The organism is uncultured Gimesia sp. (genome assembly GCF_963972345.1).
Classification (GTDB): domain Bacteria; phylum Planctomycetota; class Planctomycetia; order Planctomycetales; family Planctomycetaceae; genus Gimesia.
The window spans coordinates 12,702-30,317 of record NZ_CAXAVM010000019.1; the positions used below are offsets into that span (position 1 = coordinate 12,702).

At 51.6% G+C, this 17,616-nt stretch carries 12 protein-coding genes; 6 read left to right on the forward strand and 6 right to left on the reverse strand.

From position 1 onward, the window contains the following. Positions 1-17: 17 nt before the first annotated feature. The 6 genes from AACZ40_RS05150 to AACZ40_RS05175 form a co-directional block, all read right to left on the reverse strand. Complete coding sequence (locus AACZ40_RS05150; RefSeq protein ID WP_291166166.1) at positions 18-1,376, reverse strand: DUF4147 domain-containing protein; 1,359 nt, start codon at positions 1,374-1,376, stop codon at positions 18-20. A gap of 136 nt (positions 1,377-1,512) precedes the next feature. Then, positions 1,513-2,070: a hypothetical protein gene (locus AACZ40_RS05155; RefSeq protein ID WP_291166168.1), complete on the reverse strand. Its 558-nt coding sequence runs from the start codon at positions 2,068-2,070 to the stop codon at positions 1,513-1,515. Further along, positions 2,070-2,288, reverse strand: coding sequence for a hypothetical protein (locus tag AACZ40_RS05160; RefSeq protein WP_145227090.1), 219 nt, complete (start codon positions 2,286-2,288; stop codon positions 2,070-2,072). The genes AACZ40_RS05155 and AACZ40_RS05160 overlap by 1 nt, the downstream gene beginning before the upstream one ends. A gap of 352 nt (positions 2,289-2,640) precedes the next feature. Continuing rightward, complete coding sequence (locus AACZ40_RS05165) at positions 2,641-3,294, reverse strand: HAD family hydrolase (RefSeq protein WP_291166174.1); 654 nt, start codon at positions 3,292-3,294, stop codon at positions 2,641-2,643. A 28-nt stretch (positions 3,295-3,322) separates the two neighbouring features. Beyond that, on the reverse strand, positions 3,323-3,637 hold the full coding sequence (locus tag AACZ40_RS05170; RefSeq protein ID WP_291166177.1) for a Rieske 2Fe-2S domain-containing protein: 315 nt from the start codon (positions 3,635-3,637) through the stop codon (positions 3,323-3,325). A gap of 126 nt (positions 3,638-3,763) precedes the next feature. Next, on the reverse strand, positions 3,764-4,744 hold the full coding sequence (locus AACZ40_RS05175; RefSeq protein WP_291166180.1) for a lysophospholipid acyltransferase family protein: 981 nt from the start codon (positions 4,742-4,744) through the stop codon (positions 3,764-3,766). Between the two features lie 359 nt (positions 4,745-5,103). Here AACZ40_RS05175 and AACZ40_RS05180 point away from each other — a divergent pair, with 359 nt between their 5' ends. The 6 genes from AACZ40_RS05180 to AACZ40_RS05205 all read left to right on the forward strand — a co-directional run bounded on the left by AACZ40_RS05180 (position 5,104) and on the right by AACZ40_RS05205 (position 17,577). Further along, a complete protein-coding gene (locus tag AACZ40_RS05180) occupies positions 5,104-5,502 on the forward strand; it encodes a hypothetical protein (protein WP_291166182.1) in 399 nt (132 codons plus the stop codon). Positions 5,503-5,653: 151 nt separating this feature from the next. After that, positions 5,654-8,467 carry a multiheme c-type cytochrome gene (locus AACZ40_RS05185; RefSeq protein ID WP_291166184.1) on the forward strand — a complete coding sequence of 938 codons (2,814 nt, stop codon included), beginning with the start codon at positions 5,654-5,656 and terminating at the stop codon, positions 8,465-8,467. A gap of 67 nt (positions 8,468-8,534) precedes the next feature. Next, complete coding sequence (locus tag AACZ40_RS05190; protein ID WP_291166187.1) at positions 8,535-10,442, forward strand: CRTAC1 family protein; 1,908 nt, start codon at positions 8,535-8,537, stop codon at positions 10,440-10,442. 430 nt (positions 10,443-10,872) lie between these two features. Beyond that, positions 10,873-12,171: a DUF1501 domain-containing protein gene (locus AACZ40_RS05195; protein ID WP_291166189.1), complete on the forward strand. Its 1,299-nt coding sequence runs from the start codon at positions 10,873-10,875 to the stop codon at positions 12,169-12,171. A 134-nt stretch (positions 12,172-12,305) separates the two neighbouring features. Continuing rightward, positions 12,306-14,756, forward strand: coding sequence for a PPC domain-containing protein (locus tag AACZ40_RS05200; protein WP_339673512.1), 2,451 nt, complete (start codon positions 12,306-12,308; stop codon positions 14,754-14,756). 100 nt (positions 14,757-14,856) lie between these two features. Continuing rightward, complete coding sequence (locus AACZ40_RS05205) at positions 14,857-17,577, forward strand: DUF1549 domain-containing protein (protein ID WP_339673513.1); 2,721 nt, start codon at positions 14,857-14,859, stop codon at positions 17,575-17,577. Positions 17,578-17,616: the final 39 nt, after the last annotated feature.

Here is a 17,616-nt window from a genome sequence, read left to right on the forward strand (position 1 = left end):
AGAGAAACGCAGAGTTGTCAGTCCACGATGACCACTCGCAAATCCATGACATTGGTTTGTGTGGCTCCTGTTTTGAGGAGACTGCCTGTTTTCGCCAGAAAGGGATAGGAATTATGGTCCTGTAAATACCGGGCGGTATCCAGCTGCAGTTCCTGGGCCCGTTTCAGGCTGTGCTCATCCAGAATCCCGCCGGCGGCATCCGTAGGACCATCTTCGCCATCAGTGCCTCCGGAGAGAATGCAGAATCCGGACAGTGATTCATCCCAGAGGCGCTGCATGGCAGCCAGTACCACTTCCTGATTACGGCCCCCCTTTCCCGGCTGGGGAGAAGTCGACAGGTCAACCACCGGTTCCCCGCCACTGAGAATACAGGCAGGACGATTTACAGGACCTGCTCCGGCCCGTATCTGCAGACACAGTTCAGCCAGTTCCACCCCGGTGTCGACGGCGGTTCCTTCGTTTGCCGATCCCAGCGAATACACTTCATATCCCAGCGCCCGCGCCTGCTGTGAAGCCGCCTCCAGAGCCGTTGCGTTACTGCCAATAATCTGATTGAAGACCGTCGCCTGTCGGTCTGGCTGTGGAGATTGTGCGGGTGTCGACTCTGACTTTAATATGCTCCATACGCTTGCCGGAATCTGCGCGGGATCTGAAACAAATTTTTGCAGAACCTGCATTGCATCCTGCGTCGTTGATTGATCAGCAACAGTCGGTCCCGAAGCAATCAGATCGAGGGGATCGCCGACGATATCCGAGATGATCAGGGCAAACAGAAGTCGGCAGCCGGCTGCTTGAGCCAGTCGCCCTCCTTTTACAGCGGAGATCTGTTTGCGGACACAGTTCAGTTCCTGAATGGTGGCTCCCGAGGACATCAACAGCCGCGTGACCAGCTGTTTGTCTTCCAGTGTCACCGGCGGCAGGGGCGCTGGCAGCAAAGCACTGCCGCCCCCGGAGATCAACACAATGCAGATATCATCCGGTTGCAGATTCGACATCTTCTGCAGAATCTGGCGGGCGCCGTAGACGCCTTCCGCCGTCGGTTCATTCAGACTCGCAGGTCGGGCGGGATAGAGGTGAATCTTTGAAAGTCGGCGGACACAGTCGGCGGGAACATTCACCCAGCCGGATGTTCTTTCAGCCAAAGCGGAACCCCGCAGTGCAGCTTCCACCCCCGCAGCCATCCCACTGCCCGCTTTTCCAGCGCCGGTTACCAGCAGTCGTTCCTGTCCCTGCAGCGGAATGGTGTGTCCGCAGATTGTCAGTTCCTGATCGGAAACCTGGATGGCCTGGGAAACCAGCGTTTCGGAATTGACGGCCTTGACTCCGGCTTTCCAGATCTGAACAGCACGCTGAGCAGCTGACGATGTCGGGGACATCAATACCTCGCATAATAGAGAAAAGCTGACCGGCTGATTGTCAGATTACTTTTCGTATCTCCGTGATTTTACACAGAAAGAAATAACAGTGAGGTCTCTGGTCGAGCCGGGAAATCGCGGAAGCGAATAATATGTTTCAGGGATCAGCCTGATCCGAATCCGCATTGTCCACAGTTGTATTTAACGAACGTGCCAGCTCTTTTGCAAGCACGCGTCCCTGTACTTCTGCAGGAGGCACGCCTTCTTCTGTCAGTTTTTTCCGGTCCAGTTCATCCTCCTGGTCATACCAGAGAGGATCCACTTTGGCCTGAGTGATTTCAGAAACCTTCCAGACACCGGTCTGACTTTTGACAAGATGGATGTCCGGTTTGATTGCATAGCCGTTTTTCTGAATCTGCACACGGACCTGTGCTGTAGAAGCGGTCAATTTGACATCGAGAACACGGCATTCCAGAGGCTGCGAATCGTCTTGAGACTTCAGATTCAACTTCTTCGCCAGATCCGCTTTTTCAGGTGTAAGCAGAGCGCGAATCTGTGATTCATTCCCTGTTTCCAGAGCGTCCACAAACTCAAGCGCAATCTGCTTCACCCGATAATGCTCATAAAATCGTTGTGCGCCAATTACGACCAGGTAGAGACCAGCCGCAACGAGTACACCAATCAGAAACTTCTGCGAGAGCGGTTTATCAGCCATCAGGCGCCCGGGCGGAGATGACTGTATGCTGCCAGGATGGCATAGAGATCAGAGGGAATCTTTACTTCGTCTTCTGAAAAATCAGAGATCCAGGTACGACGATAGTAAACTGCTTCTGCCAGGGCATCTGCAATTTCCCCAAATCGAACATTGACCAGACTGTCTTTCTGTTCGAGCGTTTCTTCTTCACCTGTAAAAATTCGAAGCCGATGTTGCATGGAAAGGATCCTTCCTATATCGAACTCAATGAATTCCGGACCGGCTGAATCCACAGCCAGGCAGAGGCAATTCTCTGCAAACCAGTATCATTTTGAATGAGCTGAACAAAACAGGAGACGGGAATTTACTCCAGCCTCACTTTAATTATCGGCTTAATCAATTTAGCATCTTGACCGAAAACTTCAGTTTTTTTCGATTTTATCGGCTGTAAGGTCGCCCTATTCTCACCACTTTGAAATCAACGATGTAAGAATTACCAGTCGATCGGCGTAATCCGCGCATTGAGGAGACGCAGAGAAATATCAAACAGCAATCTTTGCCGCCTGAATCGGAGGTAGATTACCCGTCGCATCAGAAATGTGAGGACTGCAGCCCGAGTAAAGCCGGGAGTTCATACATTGAGCGAAACGTTTTGGCTCCGAATGATTCCAGTTCGACCGGTGAACTATGATCGGCATAACCGAGTACCGGGATCCCTGCCGCGACTGCCGCCTGCACTCCGAGTTTGCTGTCTTCAATGACCACACACTCGCTCGGATGTACTCCCATCTGGTCAGCCGCAAACAGATACAGATCGGGTTCCGGTTTCCAGACTCCTACCGTATAGGCTGAATAAATGCGGCCTTCAAAGTAACGGGACAGATCAGTGATTTTCAAAGTGAGCGCCATCTTTTCTTCTGGCCCATTCGAAGCAACACACTTGGTAACGGGAATCGCTTCCAGAGCTTCGCGAACTCCCTGAATGGCCTGCAGCTCTTTTTCGAATACTTTTGCCATCTGGGCCCGAACCTGATTGGCAAAATCTGCCGGTAACTTCGCATCCATCTGATCTTCGACAACGGCCAGACAGTCGGCCAGCTTCCCCCCTTTGAACTGCTGAACCGCCTGTTCGGGAGAAAGCGGAAAGCCGATCTCTGTAATCATCTCGGCCAGGACGCGATTCCCCAGCGTTTCGCTGTCGACCAGCACCCCATCACAATCGAAGATCACCGCTTTATATTTCATGCCGCCTGCTGACTCGTTTCTTGATTTGCTATGACTCAGGTAGTTCGATATAAATCCCGTCCTCTTCCTCAAAGACGGAATAGGTGGGGTGGCACAGGCGTTCATTCAGACAGTGTTTACCCGTAGTGACATCAAACTGCCAGCCATGCCAGGGACACGTGACAACGTTGCCCGTGAGTGTCCCTTCTCCCAGAGGTCCGCCTGCATGCGGACAGACACCATCCATTGCATAATACGCACCATCCACATGATACAGGGCTATAATCCGATCTTCCGCAACAAACTCACCTGCCTGCCCTTCCGGAACTGCGGTGAGATCGGCGATCCGTATTTTTTTGCCCATGACTGTCTCCAGGTCGGCTGTCTGTTTCAGGTGCGCTGTTCATGGTCTCATCATGAACGGGCAGTCGCCGGTTCTGTCAGATGACCTCTGATTGCGTTTGTAGTGGAGATCAGCGTCTGAATCAATTCAGGCTGCCTTTTTTTCCTGAATCGTTTCTGCCTGACGTTTCTTTTTCGCACGGACACGCGGTTCGCTTTTCCAGCGCCGGTGAACCCAGAAATACTGTTCGGGAGATTTCCGCACTGCTTTTTCCAGGGCCGTCGTAAACTGCTGGGTGATTTCTCCTACCGGATCAGCAGTCACACACTGCGTTGAATCGATCAGTTGCTCGCAACCCATTTCGAATTTGACCCACTGATTGTTTTCAAAATCATCGGGCAATCGACGGGCATAGCCCACACAGATATAGGCTCGATATTCCAGAGCCAGCAGCGCAATCGATTTGAAGGTCGAAGCAGGCTTGCCAAAGAAGTCAACGAACAATCCTCGTTTGCCTGCGTCCTGATCGCCAAGCAACGCCAGATGTCCGCGGCGTTCAATCGTGGCAATCATATCGTCGTAACCACCTTTCTTGGCCATCGCACGATGCCCGGTATGCTGGCGGAATTTTTCGAACCATTCGTTCAGGAAGGGATTATCCAGTTCCCGGGCGACCACTCCCATGGGAAAGCCAAACAGCCCGAAGACAGAAACCGCAACCTCCCAGTTACCGTAATGGCCGCTTAACAGAATCACCGGTCTGCCGGAACAGAGTGCGGTAATCAGTTCCGGCGGATAATCGAAGTCCAGTACATCAAAGATATTTCCCCGATGCAGTTTGCGGGGCAGCTGGATGATTTCCACCACCATGCGAAACAGATGCGTCCACATCTGATAGATGGTCTGGTCGATTTCCTGTTCAGAAAGTTCTTCACCAAAGGCGGTCCGCAGGTTTTCTGCAGCCACATGATAACGAGTCAGCTTGCGGGGCAGACAGCGATGGATCACAAACGCCATTCCTTTGGCCAGTTTCACCGATTCTCGCAACGGTAATGATCTGACGACACAAACCAGCGTGCGGAAAATCAGATATTCCAGTCGGTATCGTGCCATGCGCCAATCGATCATATGATCGTTCCCCCAAACTTCCCTGCTGTGATTGCCTGCTTCTTCCTGAAAATCAGACGGGATCGAATTCAACTGAACCCCAGAGCATGCCTCACCTTAGCTATTGGAGCCAACGATCGGAAATTAAACGGACTGCTTCGGGATTCAGGCACAAAGTCGTAAAAGTGTCTTCGGAATCGTGTTTTTCGTCAAGCCCCATATTGAACCCCGTCTCTCCCAACTGAAATTCAGTTGATTTCTGTGAAAACCGATCGAGACCAATTTTTTTCGCTCGGAATTGAACTGCTGACTGAGTATATTGATAAAGAGAGATAGATGTATTCAATTCAATACCTTTTCGGTTTCTTTTCGTGATGTCTATGGCTAATCGATCTTCATCCGCATTTCGTCTGCTGCTGACTGCCCTTGCCGTCTGCGCCGTGAATCTGATGTCGCTCGATTCTGCTCAAGCGACCTGTGGAGATTATCTGTCGCATACAGGTCAAAATGAGACTTCACATTATGATCTGCTCTCAGATCCGGCACAGCCGCCACCCGCCCGGCCCTGCTCGGGCCCAGGTTGCGAGAAGCAGCATCCCGATCCTGCTCCAGAAACCCCGATACTGGTGACCACCGTTTTCAAGGCAGCCTGCACGGGAGGATGGGAATCAGTGACATCCCCCCAACGGCAAAAGAGTCTCGTCAACTCCTCTCACTTACTCAGTTCCTCTGCGTATCAATCACGCATTGATCGTCCTCCTGAACAGCGTGGCTTCTGAAACATTGGATACAGGGACATTGTCTCTGTTGTCTCATGAAACCTGTCTGCGCAATCCATTTCCTATTCTGGATTCGCCTGCGCTCTGCTGAGCGTTGTGAAAGAAACGGCAGGTTTTGCAACAGCCATTTAGTGCAGGATTTCTTGTCGTTATGACTACCATCGATTCTTCCATGACGGAAGCAAAGCCACGTCGTATCGTCCGCAAAGCCATCGGACCGAAATTACGTAAAGTTCTCTATCTACTCTTCTTCATGGTGGCACTGCTGGGCGCCAATTCAATCTATCTGGTCAGCATCACCGTCTATGACTGGTTAAGTGGTGAGACTCTGGAAAACTGGTTCTACCAGTACATGTTTCTCGCGCATCTGATTCTGGGCCTGCTGCTACTGGCTCCCTTTATCATGTTTGGCATCGTACACATTTATAACACAAAGAACCGCCTGAACCGTCGTGCCGTGCGGGTGGGTTATGGACTCTTCTTTATTTCCTGCCTGGTACTGGTTTCCGGAATCTTATTATTACGCATCGGTTCATTCGACATGAAAAATCCCACCGCGCGATCTGTCACCTACTGGTGTCACGTGATAGCGCCGGTGTTTGCCCTCTGGATGTACTGGCTGCATCGCCTGGTCGGCCCCAAGATCAAGTGGAAAGGAGGACTCGCTTACCTGGGTGTCATCACTGCCATGGTGGTTGGCATGCTGATGTTCCATTCTTCCGATCCCCGCAAATGGAATGTGGTCGGCCCCAAATCAGGCGAGAAATACTTCTTTCCCTCCCTCTCCCGGACTTCGACAGGCGACTTCATTCCCGCAGAAGCGTTGATGATGGATGACTACTGTCAGAAGTGCCATCCCGATACGCACGCCGACTGGAAAAACAGCGTTCATCATTTCAGTTCATTTAATAATCCCGCCTACCTCGCGTCTGTAAGAGAAACCCGTAAAGTCTCCTTTGAACGGGATGGAAACCTGCAGGCCTCCCGGTTCTGCGCCGGCTGCCACGACCCGGTCCCCTTCTTCAGCGGTGCCTTTGATGATCCCAACTTTGATGATATCAACCACATCACCTCGCAGGCGGGAATCACCTGCACGACCTGCCATGCCATTACGCATGTCAACAGCGTGCGTGGCAACAGTGACTATACCATTGAAGAACCCATCCACTATCCGTTTGCCTACAGCGACAATACGTTTCTGCAATGGGTCAATAATCAGCTGGTGAAAGCCAAGCCGGCATTTCATAAAAAAACGTTCCTGAAAGATCTTCACAAATCAACTGAATTCTGTGGGACCTGCCACAAAGTGCATCTGCCCGAAGAACTGAATCAGTATAAGTTCCTCCGCGGGCAGAACCATTACGATTCCTTTCTGTTGAGCGGCGTGTCCGGTCATGGGGCGCGGAGTTTTTACTATCCTCCCCAGGCACAGGAGAACTGCAACAAGTGCCACATGCCTGCCAAGCCTTCGAACGACTTCGGTGCTCGGCACTTCTATGATTCGAAGGAACCCAGTGTTCACAATCACCTGTTCCCCGCTGCGAATACCGGCATCGCCGCGTTACGCAATGATCCGGAAACAGTCGCCGTTCATCAGGCATTTCTCAAAGATAACCTCCGCGTGGATTTCTTCGGCATTCGTGAAGAGGCCAGTATTGAAGGAAAACTGATCGCGCCCTTGCGACCGGCAGTCCCCACTCTGAAGCCCGGCAACAAATACCTGCTGGAAACAGTACTCCGCACTCTGAAGGTCGGACATCACTTCACACAGGGAACAGCCGACTCGAACGAGATCTGGCTGGACGTGACGGTCAGAAGTGGTGACCGGATCATTGGACGCAGCGGTTCACGCGAAGCTGACGGAACGGTTGATCCCTGGTCGCATTTCGTAAATGCGTTTGTGATTGACCGCGATGGAAATCGGATTTCGCGACGTAACGCGCAGGACATTTTCATGGCACTCTATAACAACCAGATGCCACCTGGAGCCGGACAGACCATTCACTATGAATTGAATCTGCCCGATGACCTGACGGCCCCGGTAACAGTCGAAGCCAAACTGCAGTATCGAAAATTTGATACACACTACATGCAGTTTGTCGCCTCGGCACTGGAAGCCAAAGGGCAGGAGCTGTCCTGGAAGGAAAAAGGCGTTCCCTATGTGAATACCCTGCCCATCACAACGATTGCCTCGGATACCATCACGTTTCCGATCGAAGGGGTCACTGCAGAAGTGGAAAACAAGAAGGTCGAAATTCCCGTCTGGCAGCGCTGGAACGATTATGGCATCGGCCTGTTTCTAAAAGGCAAGGCGGAGTTGCGGCAGGCAGCTGAAGCTTTTGAGCAGGTTGATCAACTGAACCGCTATGATGGTTCGTTAAACCTGGCGCGGGTGTACTTCACGGAAGGACGCCTGGAAGACGCTGTCAACGCCCTGAAAAGAACGGCGTCATTCAGCGATCCTCCCGCTCCGCCCTGGACCCTGGCCTGGTTGAGCGGCAAAGTCAATCAGCAGCAGGGACACCTGGAAGAGGCAGAGAAAAACTTCCGCAGTGTCCTGGAAGATCAGACGGAAGAACGTACCCGCCGTGGATTTGATTTCAGTAAAGACTACGTGGTCATCAATGACCTCGGGCAAAACCTGTTTGATCAGGCCAAGCGGTTCCGCACCGAAGAAAACCGGGAGCAGCGCGATCAACTGCTCAATCAGGCGGTCGAACAGTTCCAGAAAACGCTGGTCCTGGATCCGGAGAATGTCACTGCCCACTATGGCCTTTCGCTGGTTTATGATCAGCTGGAGAAACCGGATCTGTCAGATCAACACCGGAAGCTGCACCAGAAATATAAGGTCGATGATACTGCCCGGGGGTTCTCTGAACGGAAAGCACGCGAAAAATATCCCGCTGCCAATCATGCAGCAGAGCAACCTGTGATCTATTCATTAAACCGTACGGTCAAACCATAAACTTATCAGTCCTCCCCGCTGCATTGCTGCAGAGAGGACTGAATTCAGATAACTGAAAGTGAAATTCATGTCAGATTTCAACCCTGATGATTTGGGTCCCGAGCTGGAAATTGAAACCGAACAGAATGATGAATCCATCGGACGTGCGTTCTGGTATTCCTTCTCGGCATTTCTGATCCTTGCCGTTTGTGGCGGAAGCATCTATGCCTGGAAGCAGATGCAGCAGCCGGAAGAAATCGTCAGGGAGACTCCCCTGAGCCTGCCCGCTGAGCGAAAGGTGGAAGAGATCACACTCCCCAAGATCCCGTTCACAGACATCACGGAAGAGGCCGGCATCCGTTTTATTCACAATAACGGTGCCGCTGGTGAAAAACTGTTACCGGAAACCATGGGCGGCGGTGCTGCATTTTTTGATTACGACAACGATGGCGACCAGGATTTACTGCTGATCGGATCTCAGAACTGGCCATGGAACCAGGCTGCAGAACAGAATAAGTCCGTCTCGTCGCTGGCATTGTACCAGAATGACGGTTCGGGAAAATTCCAGGTTGTCACAGAGCGCATGGGGCTAAACCTGTCACTGTATGGCATGGGTGTCGCCTGTGGAGACTATGATAATGATGGTCTGATTGATCTCTATATTTCGTCACTGGGCAGTAACCGGCTGTTGAAAAATGAAGGAACCCGATTCAAAGATGTGACCGCGCAGGCGGGAGTCGGCGGGCCAGATCATCTCTGGAGCACCAGTTGTGGCTGGTTCGATTATGATCGGGACGGCGACCTCGACCTGCTCGTCTGCAATTATGTTGACTGGACCCCCGCTTATGATCGCGCACAGAATTTTACGCTCAAAGGAGGCATCCGCGCATATGGTCGTCCCCAGAACTTTAACGGCGTCAATCCACTGCTCTATCAGAATCAGGGGAACGGAACATTCAAGGACATGACCGAACAGGCAGGACTCAAAGTCTTCTCGCCAGGCACCGGTGTCCCCCTGGCGAAATCGCTGGGGCTGAACTTCTATGATTTTGATGAAGATGGATATCTCGACATTTTCATTACCAATGATACCGTGCAGAATCTGTTGTTCCGTAATCAACAGAATGGAACATTCAGTGAAATCGCGGCACGCTCCGGAGTCGCTTTTGACATGGATGGAAATGCCCGCGGTGCCATGGGGATCGACATCGCCACGTTCCGGAACGATGACACACTGGGGATTGCCATTGGAAATTTTGCCAATGAAATGACAGCCCTGTATACTTCTCCCGGAAAAGAGATGCAGTTCATCGACGAGGCGATTTCAAACGGACTGGGTCCCCAGACACGACAGGCGTTGACCTTTGGGGTCTTCTTCTTTGATGCAGATCTGGACGGGCGCCTGGATCTGTTTTCAGCAAACGGACACCTGGAGGAAGACATCAATATCGTGCAGGCACGACAGCATTACGAACAGCCGCCTCAACTCTTCTGGAACTGTGGTCCGCAGTATGCCACCGAGTTTGTCCCCCTGGATGAATCTCGGGTAGGACAGGATTTCGTAAAGCCACTGGTAGGACGCGGCGCCACGTTTGCCGACATCGATGGCGACGGCGATCTGGATCTGATCATCATGACAACTGGTAACAAACCACGCCTGTTGCGAAATGACCAGCAGACAGGACACCACTGGGTGCGTTTTCACCTGGTCAGCGAAGACACATCGAAAAAAGACCGTTCTGCTGCTTCACCCCGTGATGCGCTGGGAGCACATATTCAGATCACGACGGCGACCGGTAACCAAAGCCGGATGGTGATGCCGACCCGAAGTTATCTGGCGCAAACCGAGTTGCCCGTGACCTTTGGGCTGGGAAAAGATGAGGAAATCGAGTTGGTAACCGTCAACTGGCCTTCAGGAAAATCCACTTCCCTGAAAAACCTGAAACCCGATCAGCTGTATCGGATTTCAGAGCAAGCCGGGCTTGTTGAAAAATAGCAACATCACATCGCTGTTGAATATTCGCTATTTTCCTGACTTGACAGATTCTGGACAGTAAATCCTTGACATTTTCACATCAACTTTGTTTGATATATAAGGTGTCGAGGTGTGTCCGGATTGCTGGATTTCAAAATTGTCCTTGAATTTCAGAGCGTGAATCTGGCATAATACCCTCAGGTGGTTTGAAAACGATTCCTCCCCCCACTGGATTAATGTGATAGTATTACAAACATTACCAGAATCACCTGACATACAACTCGGGCCATATGATAAGAGAAGTACCGAGCCATCCGCCAGAAAAACTGGCTATATTCCAACCCGATAAGATTTAGCGCTCAAACCTGACTGCAAGTGTTAAGCCTCTGGCCCTTGAGAGCCACAAACCCGGACACAAACTATCCCCACAATCGAAAACGGAGATTTCACTATGAGCTTGAGACAATCACGCCGCGATTTTTTGCATGTTGGTTTTGCAGGTGGAATCGGTCTGACTCTGCCTGATTTCCTCCGTATGAAAAGTGCGCAGGCAGAAATTAAAAAATACGAATCCAAAGAAGGTACTGCGAAGTCAGTCATCTTCATTTATCTTCCCGGTGGGGCCGCCCATCAGGAAACCTTCGACCCGAAACCATATGCTCCGGTCGAGTACCGTGGTCCGATGGGTTCGATCGACACGAATGTGGCTGGTGTACGCTTCAATGAAAAGCTGGCGAAAACGGCCCAGATCATGGACAAACTGACCGTGTGCCGATCCATGTCTCACGGCGAAGCGGCTCACGAACGGGGAACACATAACATGTTCACCGGCTATCGTCCCAGCCCTGCTTTACAGTTCCCCAGTATGGGAAGTGTTGTAACTCATGAATTTGCGCCTAAAAACAGCATGCCACAATATGTCTGTATCCCCAATCAACCCAACGAGTTTGCAGGGACCGGCTATCTGAGTTCTTCCTACGCTCCCTTCAGTGTCGGTGCAGACCCGGCTTCCAACGGATTCAAGGTTCGTGACCTGAACCTGCCTGGCGGCGTTGATACCAACCGGTTTACACGACGACGCTCTCTGCTGAGTGCCGTCAACGAGCACTTCGTTTCAAAGGAAAAAGCGGATTCACTGGACGCCGTCGATACCTTCTACAAACAGGCCTATGATATGGTCTCTTCCAAAGCATCACAGGAAGCCTTTGACCTGGACAAGGAAGATGCCAAGGTCAGAGACGCTTACGGACGCAATCAGGCAGGTGCCCGCATGCTGCTGTCCCGTCGTCTGGTAGAAGCGGGTGCACGTTTCGTTACCATGACTTATGGAGGCTGGGACATGCATGACCGGATTCAGACCGGGATCGAACGGAACCTTCCTTCCTTCGACCAGGCCTTTTCAACGTTAATTACAGACCTCTATGACCGTGGATTGCTCGACAGCACCCTGGTTTGCGTCTGTAGTGAATTCGGACGTACTCCCAAAATCAACGGAACTGCCGGCCGCGACCACTGGCCGAAAGTTTTCAGTGTTGTGATGGCCGGTGGTGGAATCAAAGGCGGAAACGTCTACGGTTCATCGGATGCCATCGCCAGTGAACCCGAAGATAACCCGCTGTCTGTAATGGACTGGGCAACCACCATTTATCACTGCATGGGTATTGTTGCTGATAAAGAACTGATGGCTCCCGGCGATCGTCCGATTGAAATCGTCGATGGCGGTAAGGTCGTCAAAGACCTGCTGGTTTAAAGCCCATCAGGCAAATCGATATTGAATTGAATAAGAACCGTTAGCATGGGGGCACCTGTTCCCGTGCTGACATTCTTATTCAGACGGAAATAAAACTGATTCTCGAACATCAACATTCCAAGGGGGGAACCGTGATGCTGCAGAAGTACAAGTCTGTTTGCACCGGAATATTGACTATCGCACTGGGCTTACTGCTGGCTGCTCCAGCAGAGGCTGCTGACCCGGGTCTGAACTATGTTCGTCCACGAGGCGGGCAACGGGGAACCGAAGTCAGTCTGACTTTCATTGGAGCCCGACTTTCTGACGCAGTCGAAATTCTGTCCTACAAAAAAGGCTTTGAATTCAAGGACATCAAAGCAGATCCTAAAAACGCAAACGTCTGTACTGCAGTCGTCAAAATTGCCCCCGACTGTGCTCTCGGCGAACACACATTCCAGGTTCGCACAAAAAGCGGTGTCTCTGACTACAAAACATTCTGGGTCGGCCAGTTTCCTGAAGTCGAAGAAAAAGAACCCAACAGTGAATTCGATACGCCCCAGGCAATCGAACTGAATCATACCGTCACCGGGATCGTTCAGAACGAAGATGTGGACCACTATGTGGTTACCGCTAAAAAAGGTCAGAGGATCTCGGCAGAAATTGAAGGGATCCGCCTGGCAACGACTTTGTTCGATCCGTACATCGCCATTCTGGATGAAAAACGTTTCGAATTGAAAGCTGAAGACGACCTGCCCCTGCTGCGAAATGACGCAGCCATTTCCGTCGTTGCTCCTGAAGACGGGAAATATACGATTCTCGTCCGTGACAGTTCGTATGGCGGCAACGGCGCTGCCTTCTACCGACTGCATGTGGGCACCTATCCACGTCCCACAGCCGTTTATCCAGCCGGGGGTCAACTGGGAACCAAGCAGCAGGTTACTTTCAAAGGCAATACCATCGATAATCTGGTTCAGGAATTCCAGCTCCCCGACAAACCGGATGCCGAATTCGAACTCTTTGCATCCGACGCAGGTGGCAGTGCACCTTCCGGAAACGTCTTTCGTCTGTTCCCCCATGGTAACTCGATGGAGCAGGAACCCAACAACGATCTCAAGACGGCTTCCGCAGCAGCCTTACCCAATGCATTCAACGGGATTATTGAAAAAGAAGGCGACATCGACTTCTTCAAGTTCCAGGCGAAAAAAGACCAGACCCTGGAAATTGAATGCTATGCACGTCGCATTCGTTCGCCGCTGGATCCCGTCGTGAACCTGTACAATGAAAAATCACAGCGTCTTGGCGGCAATGATGATTCCCGCGGACCGGACAGCTACTTCCGCTACAAGTTCCCCGCTGATGGGGAGTACTTTATCTCCATCACAGATCACCTCTCGCGTGGAGGGGAAGATTTTGTCTACCGCATTGAAATGCTGCCCGTCTCACCGGCCCTGGAACTCGGGATTCCCCGCAATGCCCGCTATTCGCAGGAACGGCAGACTATTGTGGTGGCACGCGGCAATCGTTTTGCAGCCGTTATCAGTGCCCAGCGCACGAATTTTGGGGGCGAGATTGCCCTCGATACATCGAACTTCCCCAAGGGAGCCAGCGTGGTTGCTGAGCCAATGGCTGCGAACCTGACCACAATGCCCGTTGTCTTCGAAGCCGCCGCCGATGCCCCCATCGAAGGTGAACTGATCGAACTGACGGGACGTCATGTTGATCCCAAACAGAATATTTCCGGAGTGTTCACAAACCGGGCTGATCTGGTGCGTGTGCGTAACAACCAGCTGCTGTGGATGAAAGATGTGGCGCAAATTCCTGTCGCAGTGGTGGAAGAGCTCCCCTTTAAACTGGATATCGTCGAGCCCAAAGCACCGCTGACTCGAAACGGCTCCATGCAGCTGAAAGTCGTAGCAACCCGCAAAGAAGGTTTTGACGAACCCATTACTCTGCAGTTCCCCTTCCGTCCACCAGGAGTTGGTGCTTCCAGTCGGGTCACGATTCCCAAGGGACAGAACGAAGTCTTCTACCCGATCAATGCCAATGGCAATGCGGAAATGAAAAAATGGAAGATCTTTGTCATCGGTTCTGCCAACGTGGGAGGCAACGCCTGGGTTTCATCTCAGTTGGCTCCCTTGGAAGTGACTGATTCTTTTGTCGACCTCGATCTGGCACGAACTGCCGTGGAACAGGGACAAGACACAGAGATTATCTGCAAAGTGAATATGAAGAACCCCTTTGAAGGGGATGCCAAGATCAAACTGGTCGGTCTGCCTCCAAAAGTGACGACCGAAGATATTACTTTCAATAAAGAGAGCAAAGAGTTGATCTTCAAAGTCAAAACCGATCCGGCTTCTCCACAGGGACGACACAAGAGCCTGTTCTGTCAGGTAGAGATCCCGATCAACGGGGAAACCGTGGTGCATACGACCGGCAGCACCGAATTACGAATTGATAAACCGGCCCCTCCCAAGAAAGATGAGCCGGCCAAGCCTGATACGGTTGCCAAAAAAGAAGAGCCAAAAAAAGAAGCTCCCAAACGGCTGACCAGACTGGAACAACTCAGACTGGAAGCACAGAAGCGACTCGAATCTGGCTCTAACTAATAAATCAAACTGGATGGAAATCGCGCAGTTTCAAACTACTTTCTCTGTTTATTATTACCTTCATCAACGGGATTTTGTTGACGAATAAAGGTTTTCAATTATGTGGCGTCATCGACTATTAACAGGCAGTCTTCTCTCTCTGGTTATCTTTGCCAGCGGACTCTCTCTCTCTGCAGCAGATGAGAAAACGCCGGCTAAACCCGAACCAGCCAAGCCGGCTCCAGAAAAACCGGCTGAAACCAAACCTGCTGAAACTAAACCTGCTGAAGCCAAACCAGCCGAGACAAAACCGGTTGCAGCACCGATGCCTGCCCCGAAGCCTGCGGAAACCAAACCCGCAGAAACCAAACCCGCTCCGCCAAAACCCGCTCCGCCAAAACCAGCTGAGACGAAGCCTGCAACACCAGCCCCCGCCAAGCCAGCGGAAACCAAGCCGGCGGCACCTGTTAAACCAGCCCCCAAAATGGTCAAGCTGAATGTGTATCCCACGGAAATCCAACTCACAACCAGCCGGGACCGCCAATCGCTGATTGGCCAGGCAGTCTTCGATAACGGTTTGACCCAGGATGTGACCAGTCAGTTACAGTTAAAAGCGGCCCAGCCTGGAATCGTACGCTTCGACAAAAACATGGTCTATCCGGAAAATGACGGGGAAACCGATGTCATCGCCAGCTTTGGCGGAACTGATGTGAAACTGCATTCCAAAGTCGTAAAAGGTAAAGTTGATCGTCCGATCAGCTTCAATCTGGACGTGATGCCGACGTTCATGCGTGCCGGCTGTAACACCGGTAGTTGTCACGGTGCTGCCCGTGGTAAAGACGGTTTTCGTCTCTCACTATTCGGCTTTGATCCGAAAGGTGACTACGACCGCCTGACGCGGGAACTAAGTGGTCGTCGTATCAATCTGAGTCTGCCTCACGAAAGCCTGTTACTCGAAAAAGCAACCGGTGCAGTCCCCCATACGGGTGGAAAACTGTATGAAAAAGATTCCGAGCACTATAACGCAACACTTCGCTGGCTGCAGGCAGGCGCTCCCTATGATGCCGGCGAAATTCCCACCGTCACAAAAGTGGAAATCTATCCTGAAGGTGGCGTCCTGGATGGTAAAGATACGACACAGCAGGTTTCTGTCCTGGCATACTACTCGGATGGAACCACCCGCGATGTGACCTCGCTGGCATTTTTCTCATCCAACAACGATAACTCGGCCACAATTACCAAAGACGGCCTCATCACCGCAAACAATCGTGGTGAAGCCTTCATCATGGCCCGCTTCGATACTCACACCGTGGGATCCCATTTTGTGGTACTTCCCAAAGGCCTGGATTTCGAATGGCCCAGCGTCCCAGAATACAACTATGTAGATACTTTAATCCATAACAAGCTCAAGAAGTTACGTGTTGTTCCTTCCGAGGTCTGCTCCGATGCAGAATTCCTGCGTCGTGCCAGCCTGGATATCTGTGGTGTCATGCCCACAATTGAAGAGTTCAATGCCTTCGTCGCCGATAAAGACCCAAAAAAACGGGATAAACTGGTGGATCAGTTGCTCAACCGCAAAGAATTTGTGGAAATGTGGGTGATGAAATGGTCCGAGTTACTGCAGATCCGGACTGTCAACAATCAAATCAGCTATAAATCAGCCCTGCTGTATTATAACTGGCTGCAGGAACGCATCGCGACCAACGTGCCGATCGACAAGATGGTTCAGGAACTGCTGGGTTCGACCGGCGGTACCTTTGCCAACGCGGCAACCAACTATTATGAAAACGAACGGGACACCCTCAAAGTATCTGAAAACGTGGCCCAGGTCTTTATGGGCATGCGGATTCAGTGTGCCCAATGCCATAACCATCCCTTTGACCGCTGGACGATGGATGATTATTACAGCTTTGCTGCCTTCTTTTCACAGATTGGTCGCAAAGGGAGTGAAGACCCGCGTGAATCTATCATCTACAACCGTGGCAGTGGTGAAGTCCGTCACGCAGTGGATAACCGGGTGATGCAGCCCAAGTTCCTGGGTGGTGTTCGACCAGATACTAAAGGCAAAGACCGCCGCGTCGTGCTGTCCAACTGGCTGGCCTCTGATGAGAATCCTTACTTTGCAACGAACCTCAGTAACATTGTCTGGGCGCACTTCTTCGGCAAGGGAATTATCAATGAGGTGGATGACGTTCGAGTCAGTAATCCACCGGTCAATCCGGAACTGCTGGATGAACTCGCAAAACGGTTTACGGAATACAATTATGACTTCAAAAAGCTGGTCCGCGATATCTGCACCTCGCGGACTTATCAGCTGTCAACACAGACGAATCCTTCGAATGAGCGTGATCTGACCAACTTCTCACATGCACAACCTCGTCGTCTGCGGGCGGAGATTCTGCTGGACTGTATCTCACAGGTCACCAGTGCTCCCAATAAATTCCGCGGATTGCCACTGGGGGCACGTGCTGTTCAGATCGCTGACGGGAATACTTCCAACTACTTCCTGACGACCTTCGGTCGCGCAAAACGCGACACGGTCTGCTCCTGCGAAGTCCGCATGGAACCCAGCCTGTCACAGGCCCTGCACCTGTTGAATGGTGATACCGTCAACCAGAAAATCGTCCAGGGTAAATTTGTGGAATCACGACTGAAGGCAGGTAAGAAACCACTGGAAATCATCGATGAGATGTATATCACCTGCCTGAGTCGAAAACCGACGGATAAAGAATATTCCTCGCTCGTCCAAGTGCTGGATGAAAATAAGAAGGACGAAACCAATACTTTGAACGACGTGTTCTGGTCTCTGTTGAACTCCCGCGAATTCATCTTCAATCACTAATATTTAATCGATTGTACTAACACCGGAGTCTGCTGCGGC

Excerpts from the sequence above, each read along its gene's own strand:
- AACZ40_RS05205 (WP_339673513.1), top strand. The coding sequence starts at position 14,857 with ATGTGGCGTCATCGACTATTAACAGGCAGTCTTCTCTCTCTGGTTATC.
- AACZ40_RS05190 (WP_291166187.1), top strand. The coding sequence starts at position 8,535 with ATGTCAGATTTCAACCCTGATGATTTGGGTCCCGAGCTGGAAATTGAA.
- AACZ40_RS05195 (WP_291166189.1), top strand. The coding sequence starts at position 10,873 with ATGAGCTTGAGACAATCACGCCGCGATTTTTTGCATGTTGGTTTTGCA.
- AACZ40_RS05200 (WP_339673512.1), top strand. The coding sequence starts at position 12,306 with ATGCTGCAGAAGTACAAGTCTGTTTGCACCGGAATATTGACTATCGCA.
- AACZ40_RS05150 (WP_291166166.1), bottom strand. The coding sequence starts at position 1,376 with ATGTCCCCGACATCGTCAGCTGCTCAGCGTGCTGTTCAGATCTGGAAA.
- AACZ40_RS05165 (WP_291166174.1), bottom strand. The coding sequence starts at position 3,294 with ATGAAATATAAAGCGGTGATCTTCGATTGTGATGGGGTGCTGGTCGAC.
- AACZ40_RS05180 (WP_291166182.1), top strand. The coding sequence starts at position 5,104 with ATGGCTAATCGATCTTCATCCGCATTTCGTCTGCTGCTGACTGCCCTT.
- AACZ40_RS05155 (WP_291166168.1), bottom strand. The coding sequence starts at position 2,070 with ATGGCTGATAAACCGCTCTCGCAGAAGTTTCTGATTGGTGTACTCGTT.
- AACZ40_RS05160 (WP_145227090.1), bottom strand. The coding sequence starts at position 2,288 with ATGCAACATCGGCTTCGAATTTTTACAGGTGAAGAAGAAACGCTCGAA.
- AACZ40_RS05175 (WP_291166180.1), bottom strand. The coding sequence starts at position 4,744 with ATGATCGATTGGCGCATGGCACGATACCGACTGGAATATCTGATTTTC.
- AACZ40_RS05185 (WP_291166184.1), top strand. The coding sequence starts at position 5,654 with ATGACTACCATCGATTCTTCCATGACGGAAGCAAAGCCACGTCGTATC.
- AACZ40_RS05170 (WP_291166177.1), bottom strand. The coding sequence starts at position 3,637 with ATGGGCAAAAAAATACGGATCGCCGATCTCACCGCAGTTCCGGAAGGG.